We start from the raw sequence: 18,931 nt of genomic DNA on the forward strand, positions 1-18,931 counted from the left end.
CGGCCGGATATTTCCGGCCGGGCCTTTTGCGTACCTGCTACTCCGCGGGCGGTGCCAGTTCGACGTCGGAGACGGTCAGCTCGCCCTCGCCGACGGACAGGTTCAGTTCGCGGACATTGCCGGCGGCCTTCAGATCGGCGGAGCCGGCACGCAGCCGCGCCACGGCCCCTTCCGGAGCCGTTACCGTGGCCTTGAGGACCTCGGTGCGCTGCTTGACCTTGGCTTCGGACTTGGCCTTGCGGATGCCGCCCAGGGCAGCGGCGACCGTTCCCAGGATCCCGGCGTCGGCGTCTGCCACGGCCGTGGACAGGCCGTCCACGTTCGGCCACGGTGCCCGGTGCACCGAGCCGGCGCGCCACCAGCCCCAGACCTCTTCGGTGGCGAAGGGCAGGAACGGTGCGAACAGGCGCAGCAGCGAATCCAGGGTGGTGGCCAGGGTGGCCAGCACCGAGGCCTGCTCCGCGTCTCCTGCGGCTCCGTAGGCGCGGTCCTTGATCAGCTCCACGTAGTCATCGGTGAAGGACCAGAAGAAGGACTCCGTCAGCTGCAGTGCCTTGGCGTAATCGTAGCGTTCAAAGGCGCTGGTGGCCGCGTTGACGACGTCGGTCAGCTGGGCAAGCAGTGCCAGGTCCAGTGCGTTGGTGATCACCGAGGCGTCATCCAGCGCCACGTTCTTCTCCGTGGCGCCCAGGTTCAGGACGAACTTGGAGGCGTTGAGCAGCTTGATGGCCAGCCGGCGGCCGATCTTCATCTGCGCAATCTCGTACGCGGTGTCCGCGCCCAGCTTGGCAGAGGCCGCCCAGTAGCGCACCGCATCGGAGCCGTATTCGTTGAGCACATCGGTGGGAACCACCACGTTGCCCTTGGACTTGGACATCTTCTTGCGGTCCGGGTCCAGGATCCAGCCGGAAATCGCGGCGTGCTTCCAGGGTGCGGCGGCGTTCAGGGCGTCCGCGCGCACTACGGAGGAGAACAGCCAGGTCCGGATGATGTCGTGGCCCTGCGGACGGAGGTCGAACGGGAAGACCTTGGCAAACAGGTCTTCCTCCACGCTCCAGCCGCCCACAATCTGCGGGGTCAGCGAGGAAGTGGCCCAGGTATCCAGGACGTCGGCGTCGCCGATGAACCCGCCGGGCTGGTTCCGCTGGGACTCCTCGTACCCGGGAGCAGCTTCGGCGGCGGGATCCACCGGCAGGGACTCTGATGCCGGCAGCACGGGGTGGTCATAGTCCGGGTTGCCGGACGCGTCCAGCGGGTACCAGACCGGCACCGGAACGCCGAAGAAGCGCTGGCGGGAGACCAGCCAGTCGCCGTTCAGGCCCTCGATCCAGTTCTCGTAGCGGGAGCGCATGAACGCCGGGTGGAAGTCGATTTCCTTGCCCCGGGCAATCAGGCGTTCACGGCGCTCTTCGTCGCGGCCGCCGTTGCGGATGTACCACTGGCGGCTGGTGACCACTTCGAGGGGCTTGTCGCCCTTTTCGAAGAAGTTGACCGGGTGGGTGATCTTCTTGGGCTCGCCGTCGAGGTCGCCGCTTTCGCGCAGCATCTCCACGACGGTCTCTTTGGCGCTGAAGACCGTCTTCGTGGCGAGGGCTGCGTAGTTTTCCTTCGCCTTCTCCGTGGCAATCCACTCCGGAGTATCGGCGAGGATGCGGCCGTCACGGCCGATCACGGCGCGGGTGGGCAGGTTCAGTTCACGCCACCAGGTCACGTCGGTGAGGTCGCCGAAGGTGCAGATCATGGCGATGCCGGAGCCCTTGTCCGGCTTGGCCAGCGGATGCGCCTTCACCTCAACCTCGACGTCGAACAGCGGGGACTTCACCGTGGTGCCGAACAGGCGCTGGTACCGCTCGTCGTCGGGGTGCGCCACCAGTGCCACGCAGGCCGGCAGCAGTTCGGGACGCGTGGTCTCGATGAAGATCTTCTCGCCGTCGGGGGCATGGAAGCTGATGCGGTGGTAGGCGCCGGGCTGCTCGCGGTCTTCCAGTTCGGCCTGGGCCACAGCGGTGCGGAACGTGACGTCCCAGAGGGTGGGGGCTTCGGCCATGTACGCGTCGCCGGCCCGCAGGTTGTCCAGGAAGGCGCGCTGGCTGACGGCACGTGAGTGGTCGTCGATGGTGCGGTAGGTCCGGTTCCAGTCCACGGACAGGCCCAGGGTGGAGAAGAGGTCCTCGAAGACCTTCTCATCCTCCACAGCCAGTTCCTCGCACAGTTCGATGAAGTTCCGGCGGGAAACGACGTCGAAATCCCGCTGGTTCTTCGCGGCCTTGGCCGGCGGGCGGTAGCCGGCGTCGTACGGCTTGGTGGGGTCGCAGCGCACGCCGTAGTAGTTCTGCACGCGCCGCTCGGTGGGCAGGCCGTTGTCATCCCAGCCCATGGGGTAGAACACGTTCTTGCCGGTCATGCGCTGGTAGCGGGCCATCACATCGGTCTGGGTGTAGGAGAACATGTGTCCCACGTGGAGCGAACCGGAGGCCGTGGGCGGGGGAGTGTCGATGGAGTAGACCTGCTCCCGGACGGTGTCCGGATTAAACGCGTACGTTCCCTCCTCGCGCCAGCGGCGGCTCAGCTTGGACTCGAGCCCCTCAAGGGCGGGCTTGTCGGGGACGGAAACGGTCTTGGGTGCGTTGTCGGGCGTGTCTGTGCCCGGGATATGTTCAGCCATGGTTTCCATTCTTCCATGCAGGCCTATGCTCTGCGGCACTGTCGGGACCGGGTTCGCCGGCAGTAGCATCCCGGTATGGCTGCCAGCAGGGAATCCTCATCCTGGAACGTACGGATCCGGCGGATCTATGAACCGCCCGACGGCGGGTTCCGGGTCCTGGTGGACAGGCTGTGGCCGCGCGGGGTGTCCAAGGAAAAGGCGAGCCTGGATGAATGGCTGAAGGACGTGGCGCCCAGCACCGGCCTGCGCAAATGGTTCGGCCACCGTCCGGAGCGCTGGGAGGGGTTCGTGCAGCGCTACCGGGCCGAACTTGCGGACAATCCCGGGGTGGCAGACTTCAACCTCGAGTGCCGGTCCCGGCCGGATACCGTGCTGCTGTACGGGGCGCGGAACGAGAAAGAGAACGAAGCAGTGGTGCTGCGGGACTATCTGCTGGCCGTTCCCGGTCCGGGGGCGTAGGGCTCGCAGGGCAGGGCAGGGCAGGGCAGGGTTGCCCATGCCGGGCCCTAGCGGTGCCGGAGCCCCAGGGCAGGCTTGTTGCCAAGGCGTTCCCGGCCGAGGGCCCTGGAATTTCCCACGCTTCGGTACGGATGTGGCTGTTGGGACCCCATCAGTCACAGGAGTCCCAGAGCGTGGGAAGTTCAGTTAGGGAAGCTGTCGGGAGAAGGGACAAGGACCAGGGTGCGGCTGCGGGAGGCTGCCGGCAGAGGGGAACTTCGGCAGGGAGACGGCCGGGAGTGGGGGAGGACGGGTAGAGAGCCGGCTGGAAGTTGGGAGATGTGGAGATAGAGTCCGGCTTGTACCCAGGATGGTTCCAGCCCGATCGCGTGCCTGGAATTTCCCACGCTTCGATACGGATGTGGCTGCTGTGACCCCATCAGTAACAGCAGTCCCGGAGCGTGGGAAGTTCAGGTAGGGAAGCTGCCAGGTGCGGGGAAAAGTGAGCAGGTGCGGCTGCAGCTGGGGGTTTGGAAAGCCGCCGGAGTGGGGAAGAGCGCAATTGCGGACTGAGCCGGCGGACGGGAAAGAGCTCAGTTTCGATGCCGGCCGGGTTGGTCACTGTCCCTCCAGAGCAGAGGAATAGGCCACGATGCAGTCCGTTCCCTCACCTGACAGTTCACTGCTCGACCGGAAGATGAGTGCAACTGCGAGGGTGGGGGAATGCAGGAACTCGAGGCATTCCTCAGGTCCAGGCACTGTCTGGCCAGGCAACACACCCTCATAGCAAACGGGTTTTCCCAGCGGCAGGTGGATGCGGCCGTGCGTTCCGGGCTGCTTCGGCATGTTGGTCGGGGCCTCCTGGCATTGGAAGGTGCCGATCCGGCCCTGATTGGGGCGGCCTGCAACGGGGCATCGCTGTCCTGCGTTTCCGCGGCCTCCCTCTTGGGCTGGTGGGTGCTGGCACCGGCCGGCCCGGTTCATCTCCGGTGCGACAGGGCACTCACCCTCCCGGACGCAGTGCTGCATCGTGGGCGCCGCTCGGGCCACCGGCTGATAGCAGCACCCCGGGAGATTGTCCGCGACGCGTTCCGCTGTCTTCCCAGCGTGGAAGCCCTGGCGATCGCTGAGTCCGCCGTGGTCTGCAACGCCGTGGGGCTGGAAACCCTGAAACAGGAATTTTCAGGACCGAGGGACTGGCGAATCGCCCGACTGCTTGAAACCGTGCGCCGGACGACTGCCTCCCCTCTGGAGGTCTGTGCCCGGTTCCACCTCCTTGCCGCCGGTTTCCGCCCGCAGGAGGAGGTGCTGCTGCCCGGAGTAGGCCGCGTGGACTTCCTCATTGACGGATGGCTGATCGTTGAGATTGACGGCTACGCCTTCCACAGCGGGCGGACGGAATACCGGAAAGACCGGCAGCGCTGGAACTGCTCGACCTCCGGCGGATTGGTCACCTTACGGGTTACTGCCGAGATGATCCTGCACAGTCCGGTCAGCTTCATCGAACTGGTACATCGCACGTGCCGGACCTGGAATCCGCTCTACCCCCGTCTGGGACCGGATGCGGCAGGCGCCGGCGGTCTGGGCCCACGAACCGGTCCGTAACGAACACGGGGAAGAGGCAAACGCTGGCTAAAGTAGCTCCCATGACTGAGATCACACCCAAGCGGGCCGTAGTAACCGGAGCAAGTTCAGGCATTGGAGCCGCCGCAGTGCGGGCGCTGCGTGCATCGGGCTGGGACGTGGTGGCGGTGGCCCGCCGCGCAGACCGGCTGCAGGCGCTCGCAGAGGAGACCGGCGCCGTCGCCATGGCAGCCGACGTCACCGATGACGCCTCCGTGGCCCGGCTGGCCAGCGAGGTCCTGGCGGACGGGGGAGTGGATGCCCTGATCAACAACGCAGGCGGAGCCTTCGGACTGGACCCGGTGGCCACCGGAAGCATCAGTGACTGGCAGCGGATGTACAACGTCAACGTCCTCGGGGCCCTGCGGATGACCCAGGCCTTCCTCCCCGCCCTGCGGGACAGCGGACGCGGCTCCGTGCTGCTGCTGACCTCGACGGCGGCGTCCACTGCCTACGAGGGTGGCGCCGGCTACTGCGCGGCCAAGTCGGGCGAGGAAATGCTCGCCCGGACCCTGCGGCTGGAGGAAGCCGAGCACAACGTGCGCGTCATCGAGATTGCCCCCGGCATGGTGCGGACCGAGGAGTTCTCCCTGAACCGGCTGGGCGATCCGGCCGCGGCCGACAAGGTGTACGCCGGAGTGAAGAAGCCCCTCACCGCCGAGGACGTCGCCGAAGTGATGGCCTTTTCCCTGAACCTGCCGCACCACGTGAACCTGGACCAGGTTGTGCTGCGCCCGCTGGCCCAGGCGGCCCAGCACAAAGTCATCCGCACCGGGCAGTAAGCGGGCAATAACCGGGCAGTAACCGGGCGAAGGCCTGCCCCCGCGGCAGACTCGGTGGGCAGGCTTTCGCCGCGCCCGGTTCGCCTGCCAGGGGCAGTGCTTCGACAACCGGCGCGGGCGTGGCCTAAACTTGTGCGAAGCAGCACTGACCCGGCCATCACCGGTGAGCTTCCGGAAGAACAGCAGGCAGCCAAACGTACGGCGGCAGGCCCAGTAGAACCGGACGGGTAAGCCCGTCACAGCAGTCAACGAGCGGCAGTCGCGCGTATCCCGGCCACGGCCGGTGTGCACACGGCGGCAAGCGAGGTGGTACCGCGGTTTACCGCCGTCCTTCGGGGCGGTCCGGAAACGCCGCCCTCGCATCCTGAATTCCACAGCCAGATTTACTTGCCGCTACCAGGATGTCGAAAATGCCTTCTGTATACCCCAAAGCCAGCACCGGCGACGGCGCTGCCGTCCCCTCCTCGCCCCGGTTCCCCGAACTCGAAGAACGCGTTCTGAAGTACTGGGACCAGGACGGCACTTTCCAGGCCTCCATCGATGCCCGCCCCGCCGGCCGCGACGGCGACAACGAGTTTGTCTTCTACGACGGCCCGCCCTTCGCCAACGGCCTGCCGCACTACGGCCACCTGCTGACCGGCTACGTCAAGGACCTGGTTGCCCGCTACCAGACGCAGCGCGGCCGCCGCGTGGAGCGCCGCTTCGGCTGGGACACCCACGGACTGCCCGCCGAGCTCGAAGCCATGAAGCAGCTGGGCATGAGCGACAAAGTCCAGATCGAGAAGATGGGCATCGACAAGTTCAACGATGCCTGCCGTGCCTCGGTGATGAAGTACTCCGGCGAGTGGCAGGACTACGTCACCCGCCAGGCCCGCTGGGTGGACTTCGAAAACGACTACAAGACGCTCAACGTCGAGTACATGGAGTCGGTCATCTGGGCGTTCAAGACCCTGCATGAAAAGGGCCTGACCTACAGCGGTTTCCGCGTGCTTCCGTACTGCTGGAAGGACGAGACGCCGCTGTCCAACCATGAGCTGCGCATGGACGACGACGTCTACAAGATGCGCCAGGACCAGACGGTCACTGTCACGTTCCCGCTGGTCGCCGGAGACAACGTACTCTCCGCCGAACTCGAGGGCGTCAAAGCCATCGCGTGGACCACCACGCCGTGGACCCTGCCCACCAACATGGCCCTCGCCGTCGGACCCGAGGTCCGCTACGCCGTCGTGCCCGCTGGCCCGAACGGCACGCAGGCAGGGGAGGGCCGGTTCCTCCTGGCCGAGGACCTCGTCGGTTCCTACGCCAAGGACCTGGGGTACGACGACGCCGAGGCCGCCCGCGCCTCCGTCAGCGCCGTGCACCTGGGCAAGGACCTTGCCGGGCTGCGGTACGAACCGCTGTGGAACATCTACACCGACACCGAAAAGTGGGGCACCGAAAACGCCTGGCGGATAGTCACGGCGGACTACGTCACCACTACCGACGGCACCGGTGTTGTCCACCAGGCTCCGGCCTATGGTGAAGATGACCAGAAGGTCTGCGAGGAGAACGGCATCCCCGTGATCCTGTCCGTGGACGAGGGCGGCAAGTTCCTGCCCATGTTCGCCCAGACCGCGCTGGAGGACATCGCCGCCCTGCAGGTCTTCGATGCCAACAAACCCATCACCAAGGTGCTGAAGGCCGAAGGCCGGCTGCTTCGCCAGGCCAGCTACGAGCACAGCTACCCGCACTGCTGGCGGTGCCGGAACCCGCTGATCTACAAGGCTGTCTCCTCCTGGTTCGTGGAGGTCACCAAGATCAAGGACCGCATGGTCGAACTGAACCAGCAGATCAACTGGATCCCGGAGAACGTCAAGGACGGCCAGTTCGGCAAGTGGCTGGAAAACGCCCGCGACTGGTCCATCAGCCGCAACCGCTACTGGGGCAGCCCCATCCCGGTCTGGGTTTCGGATGACCCCAACTACCCGCGTACCGACGTTTACGGTTCGCTGGCCGAAATGGAAGCCGACTTCGGCCGCCTGCCGCTGAACAAGGAGGGCAAGCCGGACCTGCACCGCCCGTTTATCGACGAGCTGACCCGGCCCAACCCGGACGACCCCCGCACCCCGGAAGAGGGCCAGTCCACCATGCGCCGCGTGGAGGACGTGCTGGACGTCTGGTTCGACTCCGGATCCATGCCGTACGCCCAGGTCCACTACCCGATGGAGAACGCCGACTGGTTCGAGCACCACAACCCGGGCGACTTCATCGTGGAGTACATCGGCCAGACCCGCGGCTGGTTCTACACGCTGCACGTGCTCGCCACCGCACTGTTTGACCGGCCGGCGTTCCGCAACGTCAGCAGCCACGGCATTGTCCTGGGCTCCGACGGGCAGAAGATGTCCAAGTCGCTGCGCAACTACCCCGACGTGTCCGAGGTCCTGGACCGCGACGGCTCCGATGCCATGCGCTGGTTCCTGATGGCCTCGCCCATCCTGCGCGGCGGCAACCTGATTGTCACCGAACAGGGCATCCGCGACGGCGTCCGCCAGGCCATCCTGCCGCTGTGGAACGTCTGGCACTTCTTCAGCCTGTACACCAACGCCGCGAACAACGGCAACGGCTACGAGGCGAAGGCCCGCTACGACTCCACCGAGCCGCTGGACCGCTACCTGCTCGCCGCCACCGGCGACCTGGTGCGGGAAATGACCACGGCCCTGGACACCTACGACGTGTCCGTGGGGTGCGAGATCCTGCGCGCCTACATGGACACGCTTACCAACTGGTACATCCGCCGCAGCCGCACCCGGTTCTTCGACGAAGATCCGCAGGCGTTCGACGTGCTGTACACGTGCCTGGAAACGGTGTGCCGCGTGGCTGCCCCGCTGCTGCCGCTGATCGGTGAGGAAATCTGGCGGGGCCTGACCGGCGGACGCTCGGTGCACCTGACGGATTGGCCGGATGCGGACCTGTTCCCGAAGGATCCGGACCTGGTGGCACGGATGGACCTGACCCGCCGCATTGCCTCGGTGGGTTCCTCCCTGCGCAAGGGCGCGAACCTGCGGGTCCGCCTGCCGCTGTCCGAAATGACCGTCGTCGCGCCTGACGCACAGTCCCTTACGGGCCAGTTCGCCGCGATCATCGCCGACGAACTGAACCTGAAGAACGTGCGCCTGGTAGACGCCGCGTCCGCGGACCCGGCCGAGTTCGGCATCAGCCAGAAGCTCGTGGTTAACGCCCGCGCTGCCGGCCCCCGGCTGGGCAAGAACGTGCAGACGGCCATCAAGGCCGCCAAATCGGGCGACTGGTCAGTGGACGACGCCGGCACGGTCACCGCGGGCGGGCTCGCCCTTGAAGAGCACGAGTACACGCTCGAAACCGTCGTGGAGTCCGGCGAAGGTGAATCGGCCAAGGCCGTTGCCGTGCTGCCGGGCGGCGGCTTCCTGGTGCTGAACACCGAGGTCACCCCCGAACTGGCCGCCGAGGGCACCGCCCGCGACGGCATCCGCGCCATCCAGCAGGCCCGCCGCGACGCCGACCTGCACATCAGCGACCGCATCCGCACCCGGATCAGCACCGGCGAAGCGGAAGCAGCAGCCCTCGAGGCCAACATCAGCCTGATCAAGGCTGAAACCCTCACCGCGGACCTGATTGTTGTCGGTGACCTCACGGTCACGGACGACGAGAAGGACAGCGGGAAATTCATCGTCACAGTGGAGAAGATCTAATGAGCGCAGCAGACCGTCCGTCCGGTTCGATTGACGGTTTCTCGGTGGAGAGCGTGTACGCCGAGATGCTCAGCCGTGCCCCGGAAAACAAGATGGAGCCGCGCCTGGCTCCGCTCTTCCGGGCCATGGAAGTGCTGGGGGAACCCAACAAGGCGTTCCCGATCATCCACATCACCGGCACCAACGGCAAAACGTCCACGGCCCGCCTGATTGAAGGCGGGCTGCGCGCCTACGGACTGCGGACCGGCCGCTACACCAGCCCGCACCTGACCCGGGTGACGGAGCGGATCAGCATTGACGGCGAGCCCGTCAGTGACGAAACGTTTGTCCGGATCTGGGATGAAATCCGCCCCTACCTGGACATTGTCGACGGCGAGCTGGAAGCAGCGGGGGAGCCGCGGCTGACCTACTTCGAGGCCCTGACCATCCTGGCGTTCGCCGTCTTCGCGGACGAGCCCGTGGACGCGGCAGTCATTGAGGTGGGACTGGGCGGCATCACCGATGCCACGAACGTGGGCGACGGCACCGTTTCCGTCATTACGCCCATCTCGCTGGACCACACCGAACTGCTCGGTGACGACGTCGCCGACATCGCCTATGAGAAGGCGGGCATCATCAAGGAGGGCGGTTTCCTGATCAGCGCCGCGCAGCCCATGGAGGCCGCGACGGTGCTGCTGGAGAAGGCACGCGAGACGGGCGTACCGTTCCGGTTCGAAGGCGTGGAGTTCGGCGTCGAATCCCGCGTGATGGCCGTGGGCGGACAGATGGTCACCGTCAACGGCCTGGCCGGGCGCTACGAGGAGCTGCTGGTTCCCCTGCACGGCGCGCACCAGGCGCAGAACGCGGCAGTTGCCGTCGCGGCCCTGGAAGCGTTTATCGGCGGCGGTTCCAAGGAGCTCGACGTCGAACTGCTCCGTACCGGGTTCTCCACCGTCACCTCGCCCGGCCGCCTGGAAGTGGTCCGCACCGCGCCCACCATCGTAGTCGACGCCGCGCACAACCCGGCGGGCGCCCGCGCCTCGGCCGAGGCGCTGCGTGAGTCCTTCAACTTCACCACTTTGGTGCTGGTGGTGGGGATCCTGGCGGAGAAGGACGCCGTCGGGATCCTCAGCGAGCTGCGTGAGCAGCTTGGGGACCTGGTCAGCAGCGTTGTGCTGACCCAGTCCAATTCCCCGCGGGCAATCCCCGCCGAGGAACTGGTCCAGGACGCAGTGGACGCCGGTTTCGCGGACGAGGACATCCGGGTCGAAGCAGGACTGGACAACGCACTGGAACTGGCCGTGGCCAAGGCCGAAGAGAACAACGACCTTGCCGGCGGTGTCCTGGTGGTCGGTTCCATTACCCTGGTCGCCGAAGCGCGCACCCTCCTCGGAAAGTAGGTTCGCAGATATGGCAAAACTGACCAAGGCGCAGCGCGAATGGCGTCCGGGCATGCCCAAGAAGCGCCGTTCGGTGAAGGTAATGTTCGCATCCACGGTGCTGACACTCGAAGCGTTCGTAGTGCTCTTCGGGACCCTCGCCGTTTTCGGCCTGAACCGCGGGACCCTTTCGCCCGTGCTGCTGCTGGGCGGCGGCATCCTGCTGGCGGCGGCGCTGGTTGGCACCTGCGCCGTGCTGTCCAAGCCGGCCGGACCGCTGATCGGCTGGATCCTGCAGCTGGTCATCATTGCCACCGGCTTCCTGGAGCCGACCATGTTCTTCGTCGGCGTGCTGTTTGCGCTGACCTGGTGGTACGGCCTGCGGGCCGGGATGCGGCTGGACCGGGAGAACCGGGAACGGGACCGAATGCAGGCCGAGTGGGAGCAGGCCCATCCGGAAGAGGCCGGGCCTTCAACGGCACCGGGCACCGACTAGGCTTAGAACCAGTTACCCGAACTTCCAAGGAGATACATCGTGAGCATTGAGCGCACACTTGTCCTGGTTAAGCCCGACGGCGTCGAGCGCCGCCTCACCGGCGCCATCCTGGCCCGGATCGAGGCCAAAGGCTACACCGTGGCTGAACTGAAGAAGACCGCAGCCACCCGGGCCATCCTCGAAGAGCACTACGAGGAGCATCAGGGCAAGCCGTTCTACGAGCCGCTCGTTGAGTTCATGCTCAGCGGTCCGGTTGTAGCGATGGTCCTGGAAGGCGAACGCGTCATCGAGGGCTTCCGATCGCTGGCCGGCACCACGGATCCGACGACGGCGGCCCCGGGCACCATCCGCGGCGACTTCGGCCGTGACTGGGGTACAGCCGTGCAGCAGAACCTGGTCCACGGTTCCGATTCGCCCGAATCAGCCTCCCGGGAAATCGGCATCTGGTTCAAGTAACCCGTCAGGCAGGAAAAAGGGCCGGCACCCAGCGGGGTGCCGGCCCTTCCTCTGCCCGGGGGAGGGGCACTGCTACGGAATGAGCTTTTCGTCCCGCAGCCGTGCGAAGAGTTCCTTGAAGGCGTCTTCGGTGCGGCGGTAGCCGGTGAAGCCTGCCAACCGGCTCTTGCTCATGTCGGTCAGCACCTCCACGTTCCGGCCCAGGTCGGCGTCGGTGTGCCACCAGGACGCCAGCCTGGTGATGTCGGTTTCGGCGAGCCCGTGCCGGACGGCCAGCTCCTTCCAGGCCTCCTCCATGCCGGCCATCTGCTCCTCGAGCGGACGGGGAACGGTGTCGAAGCCTTCGGGCGTAACGCCGAATTCGGCAGCCAGCCGCGGCCAGAGTGAACGCCAGCGGAAAACGTCTCCGTTGACCACGTTGTAGGCCTCATTGGCGGTGTTCGGGTCCGTGGCCGCCCAGAGCATGTGCTCGGCAAGCAGCCCGGCGTCGGTCATGTCCGTGATCGAGTTCCACTGGGTTTCCGAGCCCGGGAAAATAAAGGGCAGGCCCAGTTCCTTGCAGAGGGTGGCCTGCACAGCGAGGGTCTGGCCCATGTTCATGGCGTTGCCCACGGCGAAGCCGATCACCGTGTGGGAGCGGTGCACGGACCAGGCGAAGCCCTGCCGCTGCGCCGCGGCCATCAGTTCGTCTTCCTGCGCGTAGTAGAAGTTGTCCACGGGCAGCCGCGGTTCCTCTTCCGAGAACGGCGTATCCGGCATGGGGCCTTCGCCGTACGCTTCGAAGGGGCCCATATAGTGCTTGAGGCCGGTCATCAGCGCCACGTGTTCCAGCGGCGCGTCTTCCAGTGCTGCCAGGAGGTTCCGGACCATGCCGGCATTCACCGCGATGTTTTCGACTTCGGTTTCCTGTCGGGACCAGGAGGTGAAGAAGACGTGCGTGGGACGCGCATCCTTCAGCGCTGCTGCGAGCGACGCCGGCGAGGTCAGGTCAGCGGCTACGGGGACGACCCCGGGCCGGGACGGATCGGGGCTGCCGCCCTTGCGTGAGAGGGCCAGCACTTGCCAGCCCTCCCGGGTGAGCAGTTCGACCAGCGCCGCGCCTGCGATTCCGGTGGCACCGGCCACGAGCGCTGTGCCCGGTGTGTTTGGGCCTGCGGATGTTGTCCTAAGCATGGATCTCCTTACGGTTTCCGGCGGCAGAAAGTGCCTGCGCCTTCCTTTGCGGCAACCGGAATTGCAGCGGGGATATTCCACCCGCACGCGCTGATCATGCCTATGCTGTCCGCATGGCACTCATCTATGACGCAGAGCTGCATCCGGGAAAACTGGAACTGATCTCCGACTGGCTGCCGAGGGCGCGGTGGTTTCCCTCGACGGAACCGGTCACGGCACGGAAACTCGGGGCCTTCCGCTTTGAGGACCCGGAAGGCGCAGTGGGGATTGAAACCCTTATTGTTGCCGCCGGTTCACTGGTGGTTCAGGTACCGCTGACCTACCGGGATGCACCGCTGGCCGGTGCGGAACGGTTCCTGATCACCGAGATGGACCACTCGGTGCTGGGCCGCCGCTGGGTCTACGACGCGGCCGGGGACCCGGTGTACGCGGCCGCGCTGGAAGCGGCGCTCTTCTCTCGGCAGGGCCAGGCACCCCAATACACCGAGCGCGACGGCGTGCGCGAACTGCTGCCCGAGTCCATGCGGGTCTTCACCAGCGGGATGCCCGACGGCGCCGAACTGGCGGACGCGCCGGCGCAAGAACCGCAGGACTGGACCGTGTCCGTGCTGGAGCAGAGCGGCTGGGAGCTCTCAGTGGTCCGGCTGCTTGACCTGGACGGACGCACGGCGCCGGACCCATCGCTCCAGGCGACCTGGGAAGGCCAGGATTTCCCCGTGGTGCTGGCATGGGGAATGCCGAACGCGGGCTAGGCAGGGAGTGCCGGGCACCGCCGCCGGCCGCTACGCCGTTAGCTTCCGACGAAGGAATTCATAAAGCGGAAGAAGATGGACGCCGCCGTGGCCACCCAGAGCAGGACAACGATGGCCCAGGCCCACTCCGTGAGGAACCGCACCAGCCCCGCCGGTGCCGGAATGACGCCCGCTGCAAGGTTGCGGATGGTGGTGAACACGAACAAAGGAATCATTGCCGCCCACACCACGATGCAGTAGATGCACAGTACGTAGATATCGAACAGGGCCTGGCTCCACAGCCACACAACGAAGACCATGCCCAGGGTGACGCCTGCCTGCAGGCCCACCCAGTACCAGCGGGCAAACTGTGCGCGGGCCAGCAGGCCCACGGCGGTGGTGATGGTGACGGCGAAGGCCACAATGCCGATCAGCGGGTTGGGGAAGCCGAAGAGCGAGGCCTGCCAGGTCTGGAAGACCGTTCCGCAGGAGACCCAGGGGCTGATGTCACAGCTGGTGATGTAGTTTGCGTCGGCGTACACATGCAGCCGTTCGATGACCAGGATGCCCGAGGCAAGCCAGCCAATTACGGACGTGGCGAGCAGGGTCCAGATAAAGGGCCGCCGTTCCGGCCCACCGGCCTGTGCCGATGCCGCCCGGGACGGGGCGGGGTCAGCCGGCCGGACGCCGGAAGTTTGACGGGCTGCGCTGGAGGGCACGGAAGCTCCTTTTACCGAGTAGTTGTCTGCGTCGAGTCTAAGGGTTCATACGGGCCAAAAAGGCGGCCATGTGAGATAATGTCTTTGGCTGGTGACGGAACCACATTCCGCCATCGGTCCAGCGACAGGCTTCCGGTTCTGCCGGTGACGCTTCCCATGCAGTTCGCCCATCAATCCGGGTGGGAACCAGGGAATCCGCCGATCAGACCGACCCATAGCCGTGCCGCTGGTCTTCGAGTGATCCCGCGCCCCACAGTCGGCGCGACCTCGGATGACATCCAGACGACTTCCGGCCGGCGGGCAGGCTGCGATGCCACCGCACGGCCGACACATTGCCCTTCGGCATTGGAATGTGGCCAGTGCCGCAGGGCCGGAGCATAGGCCTAAATGAATAACCAGAACGACTTGACCAATGAACTAGTTGCAGAAGGTACCGCCGCAGGGGAAGGGGCTTCGCAGGCCCAGCCGGCCGTCAAGAAAGCCACCCGCACCCGCCGCAAGTCATCATCGCCGGTCACCTCGCCGGCAAAGACGCAGGAACCGGCGCAGGAACAGTTGCCGGAAGCTGCCGCCGTTCCTGACGCCGAAGACTCGGCTGCCGCCGTTGCCGAAAAGCCCAAGCGTGTCCGCGCCCCCCGCAAAAAGGCCGTATCCACAACTGCCGTGTCTGCACCGGTTGAATCTGTAGCAGCCGAACCGGCTGCGGGTCCGGAGGCCGTCCCCGCAGCGGTAACGCAGGAGCATGCAGCAGGCGGCGTCGTCGAGCCGGCTGCCGCGGAAGCGGATGCCCCCGCCAAGGCTGTGCGCCGCCGCCGTGCCCCCGCCAAGAAGAAGCCAGCGGAAGCACTTGAAGCCGAGACCTCCGCTGCCGCAGCTGAGCCGGTGCATGCCGCGGTACCCGCAGCAGATGAAGTGACTGCAGCAGATGAAGTGCCTGCATCAGATGAAGTGACACTGGCCGCCCGCCCCGAGGCGGAAGCCGAAGCCCCGGCGCCGAAGACCCGGACCCGCCGCCGTGCCGGCACGCCCGCCGGTCCGGCCCGCTCTGCGGAAGCAGCAGCTCCGTCCGCCGAAACCGCCGCGGAGCCCGTACTCCCGGACGCAGCTGAGTCGGCCGCGACCGAAGCGGCTGCACCCGCAGGCCCCGCATCGGCACTGGATCCGTTTGCGGTTCCCGAATCACCCACCTCGGTGCTCTTCCATGCCCCGGACCTTTCCGCCGTCCGCTCCCTGCCCGTGGTCAAGGCTGCGGACACCGACCCGGCCGCAGAAGACGACGAAGAGTCTGCCGATTCCACCCGGTCCCGCTCGCGCCGCAGCCGGCGCAGCCGCAGCCGTGCCGGGGCCGAGGCAGGCACCGGTGAGGAGAACGCTTCAACCGGACCGGAGGACAGCGAGGCCGGCGGCGTGACCTCCCGCCGCCGCCGCCGTCGCCGGCGTGGAGATGCAGATCTGGAACTGACCGGGGGAGCGGACGACGATCCGCCCAACACGGTTACCCGGGTCCGCGCCCCGCGCGCCCATGCCGACGCACCGGCGTCGGACCGCGTGACCAGCGTCAAGGGTTCCACGCGTCTGGAAGCCAAGAAGCAGCGCCGCCGCGAGTCCCGCGAGTCCGGCCGCCGCCGCCACGTGATCACCGAGGCCGAGTTCCTGGCGCGCCGCGAATCCGTTGACCGGCAGATGATTGTCCGCCAGCGCGACGAGCGGATCCAGATCGGCGTGCTTGAAGACGGCGTGCTGGCGGAACACTTTGTATCCAACACCCAGCAGGACTCCCTGATTGGCAACGTGTACGTGGGCAAGGTCCAGAACGTGCTGCCCAGCATGGAAGCCGCCTTTGTGGACATCGGCCGCGGCCGCAACGCCGTGCTGTACGCCGGCGAGGTCAATTGGGACGCCGCCGGCCTGGACGGCCAGCCGCGCCGCATCGAGCTGGCGCTGAAGTCCGGCGATTCCGTACTGGTGCAGGTCACCAAGGATCCCGTAGGCCACAAGGGCGCCCGGCTGACCAGCCAGATCTCCCTGCCCGGACGCTACCTGGTGTACGTGCCGGGCGGCTCCATGACCGGCATTTCCCGCAAGCTGCCGGACGTGGAACGCAACCGGCTGAAGAAAATCCTCAAGGACCACCTGCCGGAGAACGCGGGCGTTATTGTCCGCACGGCTGCCGAAGGTGCCAGCGAGGAAGAGTTGATGAATGACATCAACCGCCTGCGTGCCCAGTGGGAAACCATCGATGCCAAGGCCAAGTCCACCAAGACGCTGCCCCCTGAACTGCTCTACGGCGAACCGGACCTGACCATCAAGGTGGTCCGCGATGTCTTCAACGAGGATTTCTCCAAGCTGGTGGTTTCCGGCGAGGAAGCCTGGGACACCATCGAGGCCTACGTGACCTACGTGGCCCCGGACCTGGTGGGACGCCTGGAGAAGTGGACCAAGGACGAAGACATCTTCGCCGCGCACCGCATCGACGAGCAGATTGCCAAGGCACTGGACCGCAAGGTCTTCCTCCCCTCCGGCGGCTCGCTGGTGATTGACCGCACCGAAGCCATGACCGTGGTAGACGTGAACACCGGCAAGTTCACCGGCAGCGGCGGCAACCTGGAAGAAACCGTCACCAAGAACAACCTGGAGGCAGCCGAGGAAGTGGTCCGCCAGCTGCGGCTGCGCGACATCGGCGGCATCATCGTCATCGACTTCATCGACATGGTCCTTGAAGCCAACCGCGACCTGGTGCTCCGGCGCCTGGTGGAATGCCTGGGCCGCGACCGGACCAAGCACCAGGTAGCCGAAGTGACCTCGCTGGGCCTGGTCCAGATGACCCGCAAGCGGATGGGCACGGGCCTGCTGGAAGTCTTCGGCGAGACCTGTGAACACTGCGAAGGCCGCGGCGTCATCACGCAGGATGTCCCGGTGGAACACCGCCGCAGTACCAGCCACACGCCCGCTGCCGCCCCGGCGCATGCCGTTGGCGAGGACAACCACCAGCAGCACCTCAAGCAGGAGAAGCAGTCCCGCGGAGACCGGAAGCGCAACCGCAGCCGGGATCGGGACCGTGTGCAGCCGGTCCAGCCCGCTGAGCAGCAGCCCGCTGCGGAGGAGCCGGACCATGGGGACGCCGAGCGCCAGGCAAAGGCAGAGGCGGCCCGTGCAGCCCTGGCCAGCATTGCCGCAGCAACCGCGGCCGCCCACGAGGTGGTCGAAGCTGCCGCCAACGGCAACGGGGTATCAGATGCCGCCGCAGCCAGGGCAGACGAAGCCCAGGCAGACGGAGGCGACACCGAGCCCGGTGCCGTCCTGAACATTCAGGGTGAGACCGTGGTGGTGCCGCGCCGGCAGCGCCGCCGCCCGGTGAAGGAAGAGCCTGCCCTCACGCTGGAGAGCCTCACGGAGGCCTTCAACGAGGTGGCTTCCGCCGTTGCCCACGAACCGGCCGCTCCGGCGGCTCCGGAACAGCGCAGTGAGGATCAGGACGCTCCGCAGAGTGCTGCCGCACCCGCGCCGGCCCGCCCGGCCCGTCGCCGCAGGGCTGCCAGCAGCCCGCAGGGCGCAGCGGAGGTCACCGCACCCCGGCACTATGCCTCTGCTGAACCGTCCCGGCATACGGTCACGGCCGAGCCTGCGGCACCGGCGCCCCGCGAAGAGAAGGCCGGCGCCCCGGTCATCCTGGGCGTAGGCGTGCCCGCGTCCGAGCTGTAGTACCGCGAGGTGCCGGCAGTGCCGGTGCCTGTTGGGCGGCGGGGTCCATATGGACCCTGCCGCCCTTGGCATTTAATCCGGCGCGGCTGTCCGACACGGCCCGGAGGGCCGGAAGGGGCCGATGCCGGGAACAGCGCCCGGATAGGATAAAGTAGGAGCCGAGCAGTGGCACTGGCAGTCGGTGGCGCGCAGGTCCAACGTGCATATGCAGAACGCATTTGCGGGTTATGGTCCCGTTAGCGTAGCCTTGAACTTCGGTGCGAACGCCTTCCAACCGTTTATCGGTTCAGGCGGAACTGCATGGCGCAAGGCGGGCACAATTCTGGCCCCGCCAAATGCGCATCCAAGTATTAAACGTCGAGAGAAGTGAGTTCCCAAGTGGTGTACGCGATTGTCCGCGCTGGCGGCCGCCAAGAAAAGGTTTCCGTCGGAGACCTCGTAACCCTGGACCGCGTCCCCGGTGGAGCCGGTAGCACCTTTGAGCTGCCTGCCCTGCTTTTGGTTGATGGCGACAAGGTCACCTCTGCTGCACAGGACCTGGCCAAGGTTACCGTGACGGCAGAAATCATCGAGAACTTCCGGGGTCCGAAGATCGTCATCCAGAAGTTCAAGAACAAGACCGGCTACAAGAAGCGTCAGGGCTACCGCTCCTCGCTGACCAAGGTCAAGGTTACGTCCATCAACTCCTGATCCTCCGCCCCGGCTTCACGGCCGGGAACGCGGGAGTGATCCCGCCTGTGGGTTTCAATATCAGTTAGCAAAGGCAGGCAAAGAAATGGCACATAAGAAAGGTGCGAGTTCCACTCGCAACGGTCGCGACTCCAACGCCCAGTACCTCGGCGTGAAGCGTTTCGGCGGCCAGGTTGTCAAGGCAGGCGAAATCATCGTTCGCCAGCGCGGCACCCACTTCCACCCGGGTGAGGGCGTTGGCCGCGGAGGCGACGACACCCTGTTCGCCCTGGCAGCAGGTGCAGTTGAATTCGGCAGCCGTCGCGGCCGCCGCGTCGTGAACATCGTGGCTCCTGCAGCCGCCGAGTAATCACCGGCAATTAGCTTTTCCGACGGGGCGGGCCTTGATGGC

The 18,931-nt window shown here is 66.3% G+C and carries 14 protein-coding genes; 11 read left to right on the plus strand and 3 right to left on the minus strand.

What is annotated here, in order from left to right; translation table 11 throughout:
* Positions 1 to 37: 37 nt before the first annotated feature.
* Entirely contained in the window at positions 38 to 2,665 is a 2,628-nt protein-coding gene (gene valS, locus LJ754_RS07600; RefSeq protein ID WP_227926128.1) for a valine--tRNA ligase, read from the minus strand.
* 75 nt (positions 2,666 to 2,740) lie between these two features.
* Between valS and LJ754_RS07605 the strand changes: the two genes are divergently transcribed.
* From LJ754_RS07605 to ndk, 7 genes are all read left to right on the plus strand, one after another.
* The gene (locus tag LJ754_RS07605; RefSeq protein ID WP_227926129.1) at positions 2,741 to 3,124 is read left to right on the plus strand and encodes a DUF488 domain-containing protein; all 384 of its coding nucleotides are present in this window, start codon (positions 2,741 to 2,743) and stop codon (positions 3,122 to 3,124) included.
* 801 nt (positions 3,125 to 3,925) lie between these two features.
* Positions 3,926 to 4,708, plus strand: coding sequence for an endonuclease domain-containing protein (locus tag LJ754_RS07610; protein WP_227926130.1), 783 nt, complete (start codon positions 3,926 to 3,928; stop codon positions 4,706 to 4,708).
* 41 nt (positions 4,709 to 4,749) lie between these two features.
* Positions 4,750 to 5,508: an SDR family oxidoreductase gene (locus LJ754_RS07615; RefSeq protein ID WP_227926131.1), complete on the plus strand. Its 759-nt coding sequence runs from the start codon at positions 4,750 to 4,752 to the stop codon at positions 5,506 to 5,508.
* 401 nt (positions 5,509 to 5,909) lie between these two features.
* A complete protein-coding gene (ileS, locus tag LJ754_RS07620; protein WP_227926132.1) occupies positions 5,910 to 9,215 on the plus strand; it encodes an isoleucine--tRNA ligase in 3,306 nt (1,101 codons plus the stop codon).
* Positions 9,215 to 10,594 carry a bifunctional folylpolyglutamate synthase/dihydrofolate synthase gene (locus tag LJ754_RS07625; RefSeq protein ID WP_227926133.1) on the plus strand — a complete coding sequence of 460 codons (1,380 nt, stop codon included), beginning with the start codon at positions 9,215 to 9,217 and terminating at the stop codon, positions 10,592 to 10,594. The genes ileS and LJ754_RS07625 overlap by 1 nt, the downstream gene beginning before the upstream one ends.
* 10 nt (positions 10,595 to 10,604) lie before the next feature.
* Complete coding sequence (locus tag LJ754_RS07630; protein WP_227926134.1) at positions 10,605 to 11,069, plus strand: DUF4233 domain-containing protein; 465 nt, start codon at positions 10,605 to 10,607, stop codon at positions 11,067 to 11,069.
* 39 nt (positions 11,070 to 11,108) lie between these two features.
* The gene (ndk, locus tag LJ754_RS07635) at positions 11,109 to 11,525 is read left to right on the plus strand and encodes a nucleoside-diphosphate kinase (protein ID WP_227911625.1); all 417 of its coding nucleotides are present in this window, start codon (positions 11,109 to 11,111) and stop codon (positions 11,523 to 11,525) included.
* A gap of 72 nt (positions 11,526 to 11,597) precedes the next feature.
* Here ndk and LJ754_RS07640 read toward each other — a convergent pair whose 3' ends face one another.
* Entirely contained in the window at positions 11,598 to 12,698 is a 1,101-nt protein-coding gene (locus LJ754_RS07640) for an SDR family oxidoreductase (protein ID WP_227926135.1), read from the minus strand.
* A 113-nt stretch (positions 12,699 to 12,811) separates the two neighbouring features.
* On the opposite strand from LJ754_RS07640, the gene LJ754_RS07645 reads away from it, so the two are divergent.
* The gene (locus LJ754_RS07645) at positions 12,812 to 13,450 is read left to right on the plus strand and encodes a maltokinase N-terminal cap-like domain-containing protein (RefSeq protein ID WP_227926136.1); all 639 of its coding nucleotides are present in this window, start codon (positions 12,812 to 12,814) and stop codon (positions 13,448 to 13,450) included.
* Positions 13,451 to 13,488: 38 nt separating this feature from the next.
* Here the strand turns inward: LJ754_RS07645 and LJ754_RS07650 are convergent, their stop codons facing one another.
* On the minus strand, positions 13,489 to 14,148 hold the full coding sequence (locus LJ754_RS07650) for a vitamin K epoxide reductase family protein (RefSeq protein ID WP_442860317.1): 660 nt from the start codon (positions 14,146 to 14,148) through the stop codon (positions 13,489 to 13,491).
* Between the two features lie 387 nt (positions 14,149 to 14,535).
* On the opposite strand from LJ754_RS07650, the gene LJ754_RS07655 reads away from it, so the two are divergent.
* The 3 genes from LJ754_RS07655 to rpmA all read left to right on the plus strand — a co-directional run bounded on the left by LJ754_RS07655 (position 14,536) and on the right by rpmA (position 18,889).
* On the plus strand, positions 14,536 to 17,850 hold the full coding sequence (locus tag LJ754_RS07655) for an Rne/Rng family ribonuclease (protein ID WP_227926137.1): 3,315 nt from the start codon (positions 14,536 to 14,538) through the stop codon (positions 17,848 to 17,850).
* A gap of 378 nt (positions 17,851 to 18,228) precedes the next feature.
* A complete protein-coding gene (rplU, locus tag LJ754_RS07660; protein ID WP_227911637.1) occupies positions 18,229 to 18,540 on the plus strand; it encodes a 50S ribosomal protein L21 in 312 nt (103 codons plus the stop codon).
* A gap of 85 nt (positions 18,541 to 18,625) precedes the next feature.
* Positions 18,626 to 18,889, plus strand: a complete 264-nt coding sequence (gene rpmA / locus LJ754_RS07665; protein ID WP_227911621.1) for a 50S ribosomal protein L27 — start codon at positions 18,626 to 18,628, stop codon at positions 18,887 to 18,889.
* The last annotated feature ends 42 nt before the right edge of the window (positions 18,890 to 18,931 follow it).

It is taken from the genome of Arthrobacter sp. zg-Y40, from assembly GCF_020731535.1.
Taxonomy (GTDB): domain Bacteria; phylum Actinomycetota; class Actinomycetes; order Actinomycetales; family Micrococcaceae; genus Arthrobacter_B.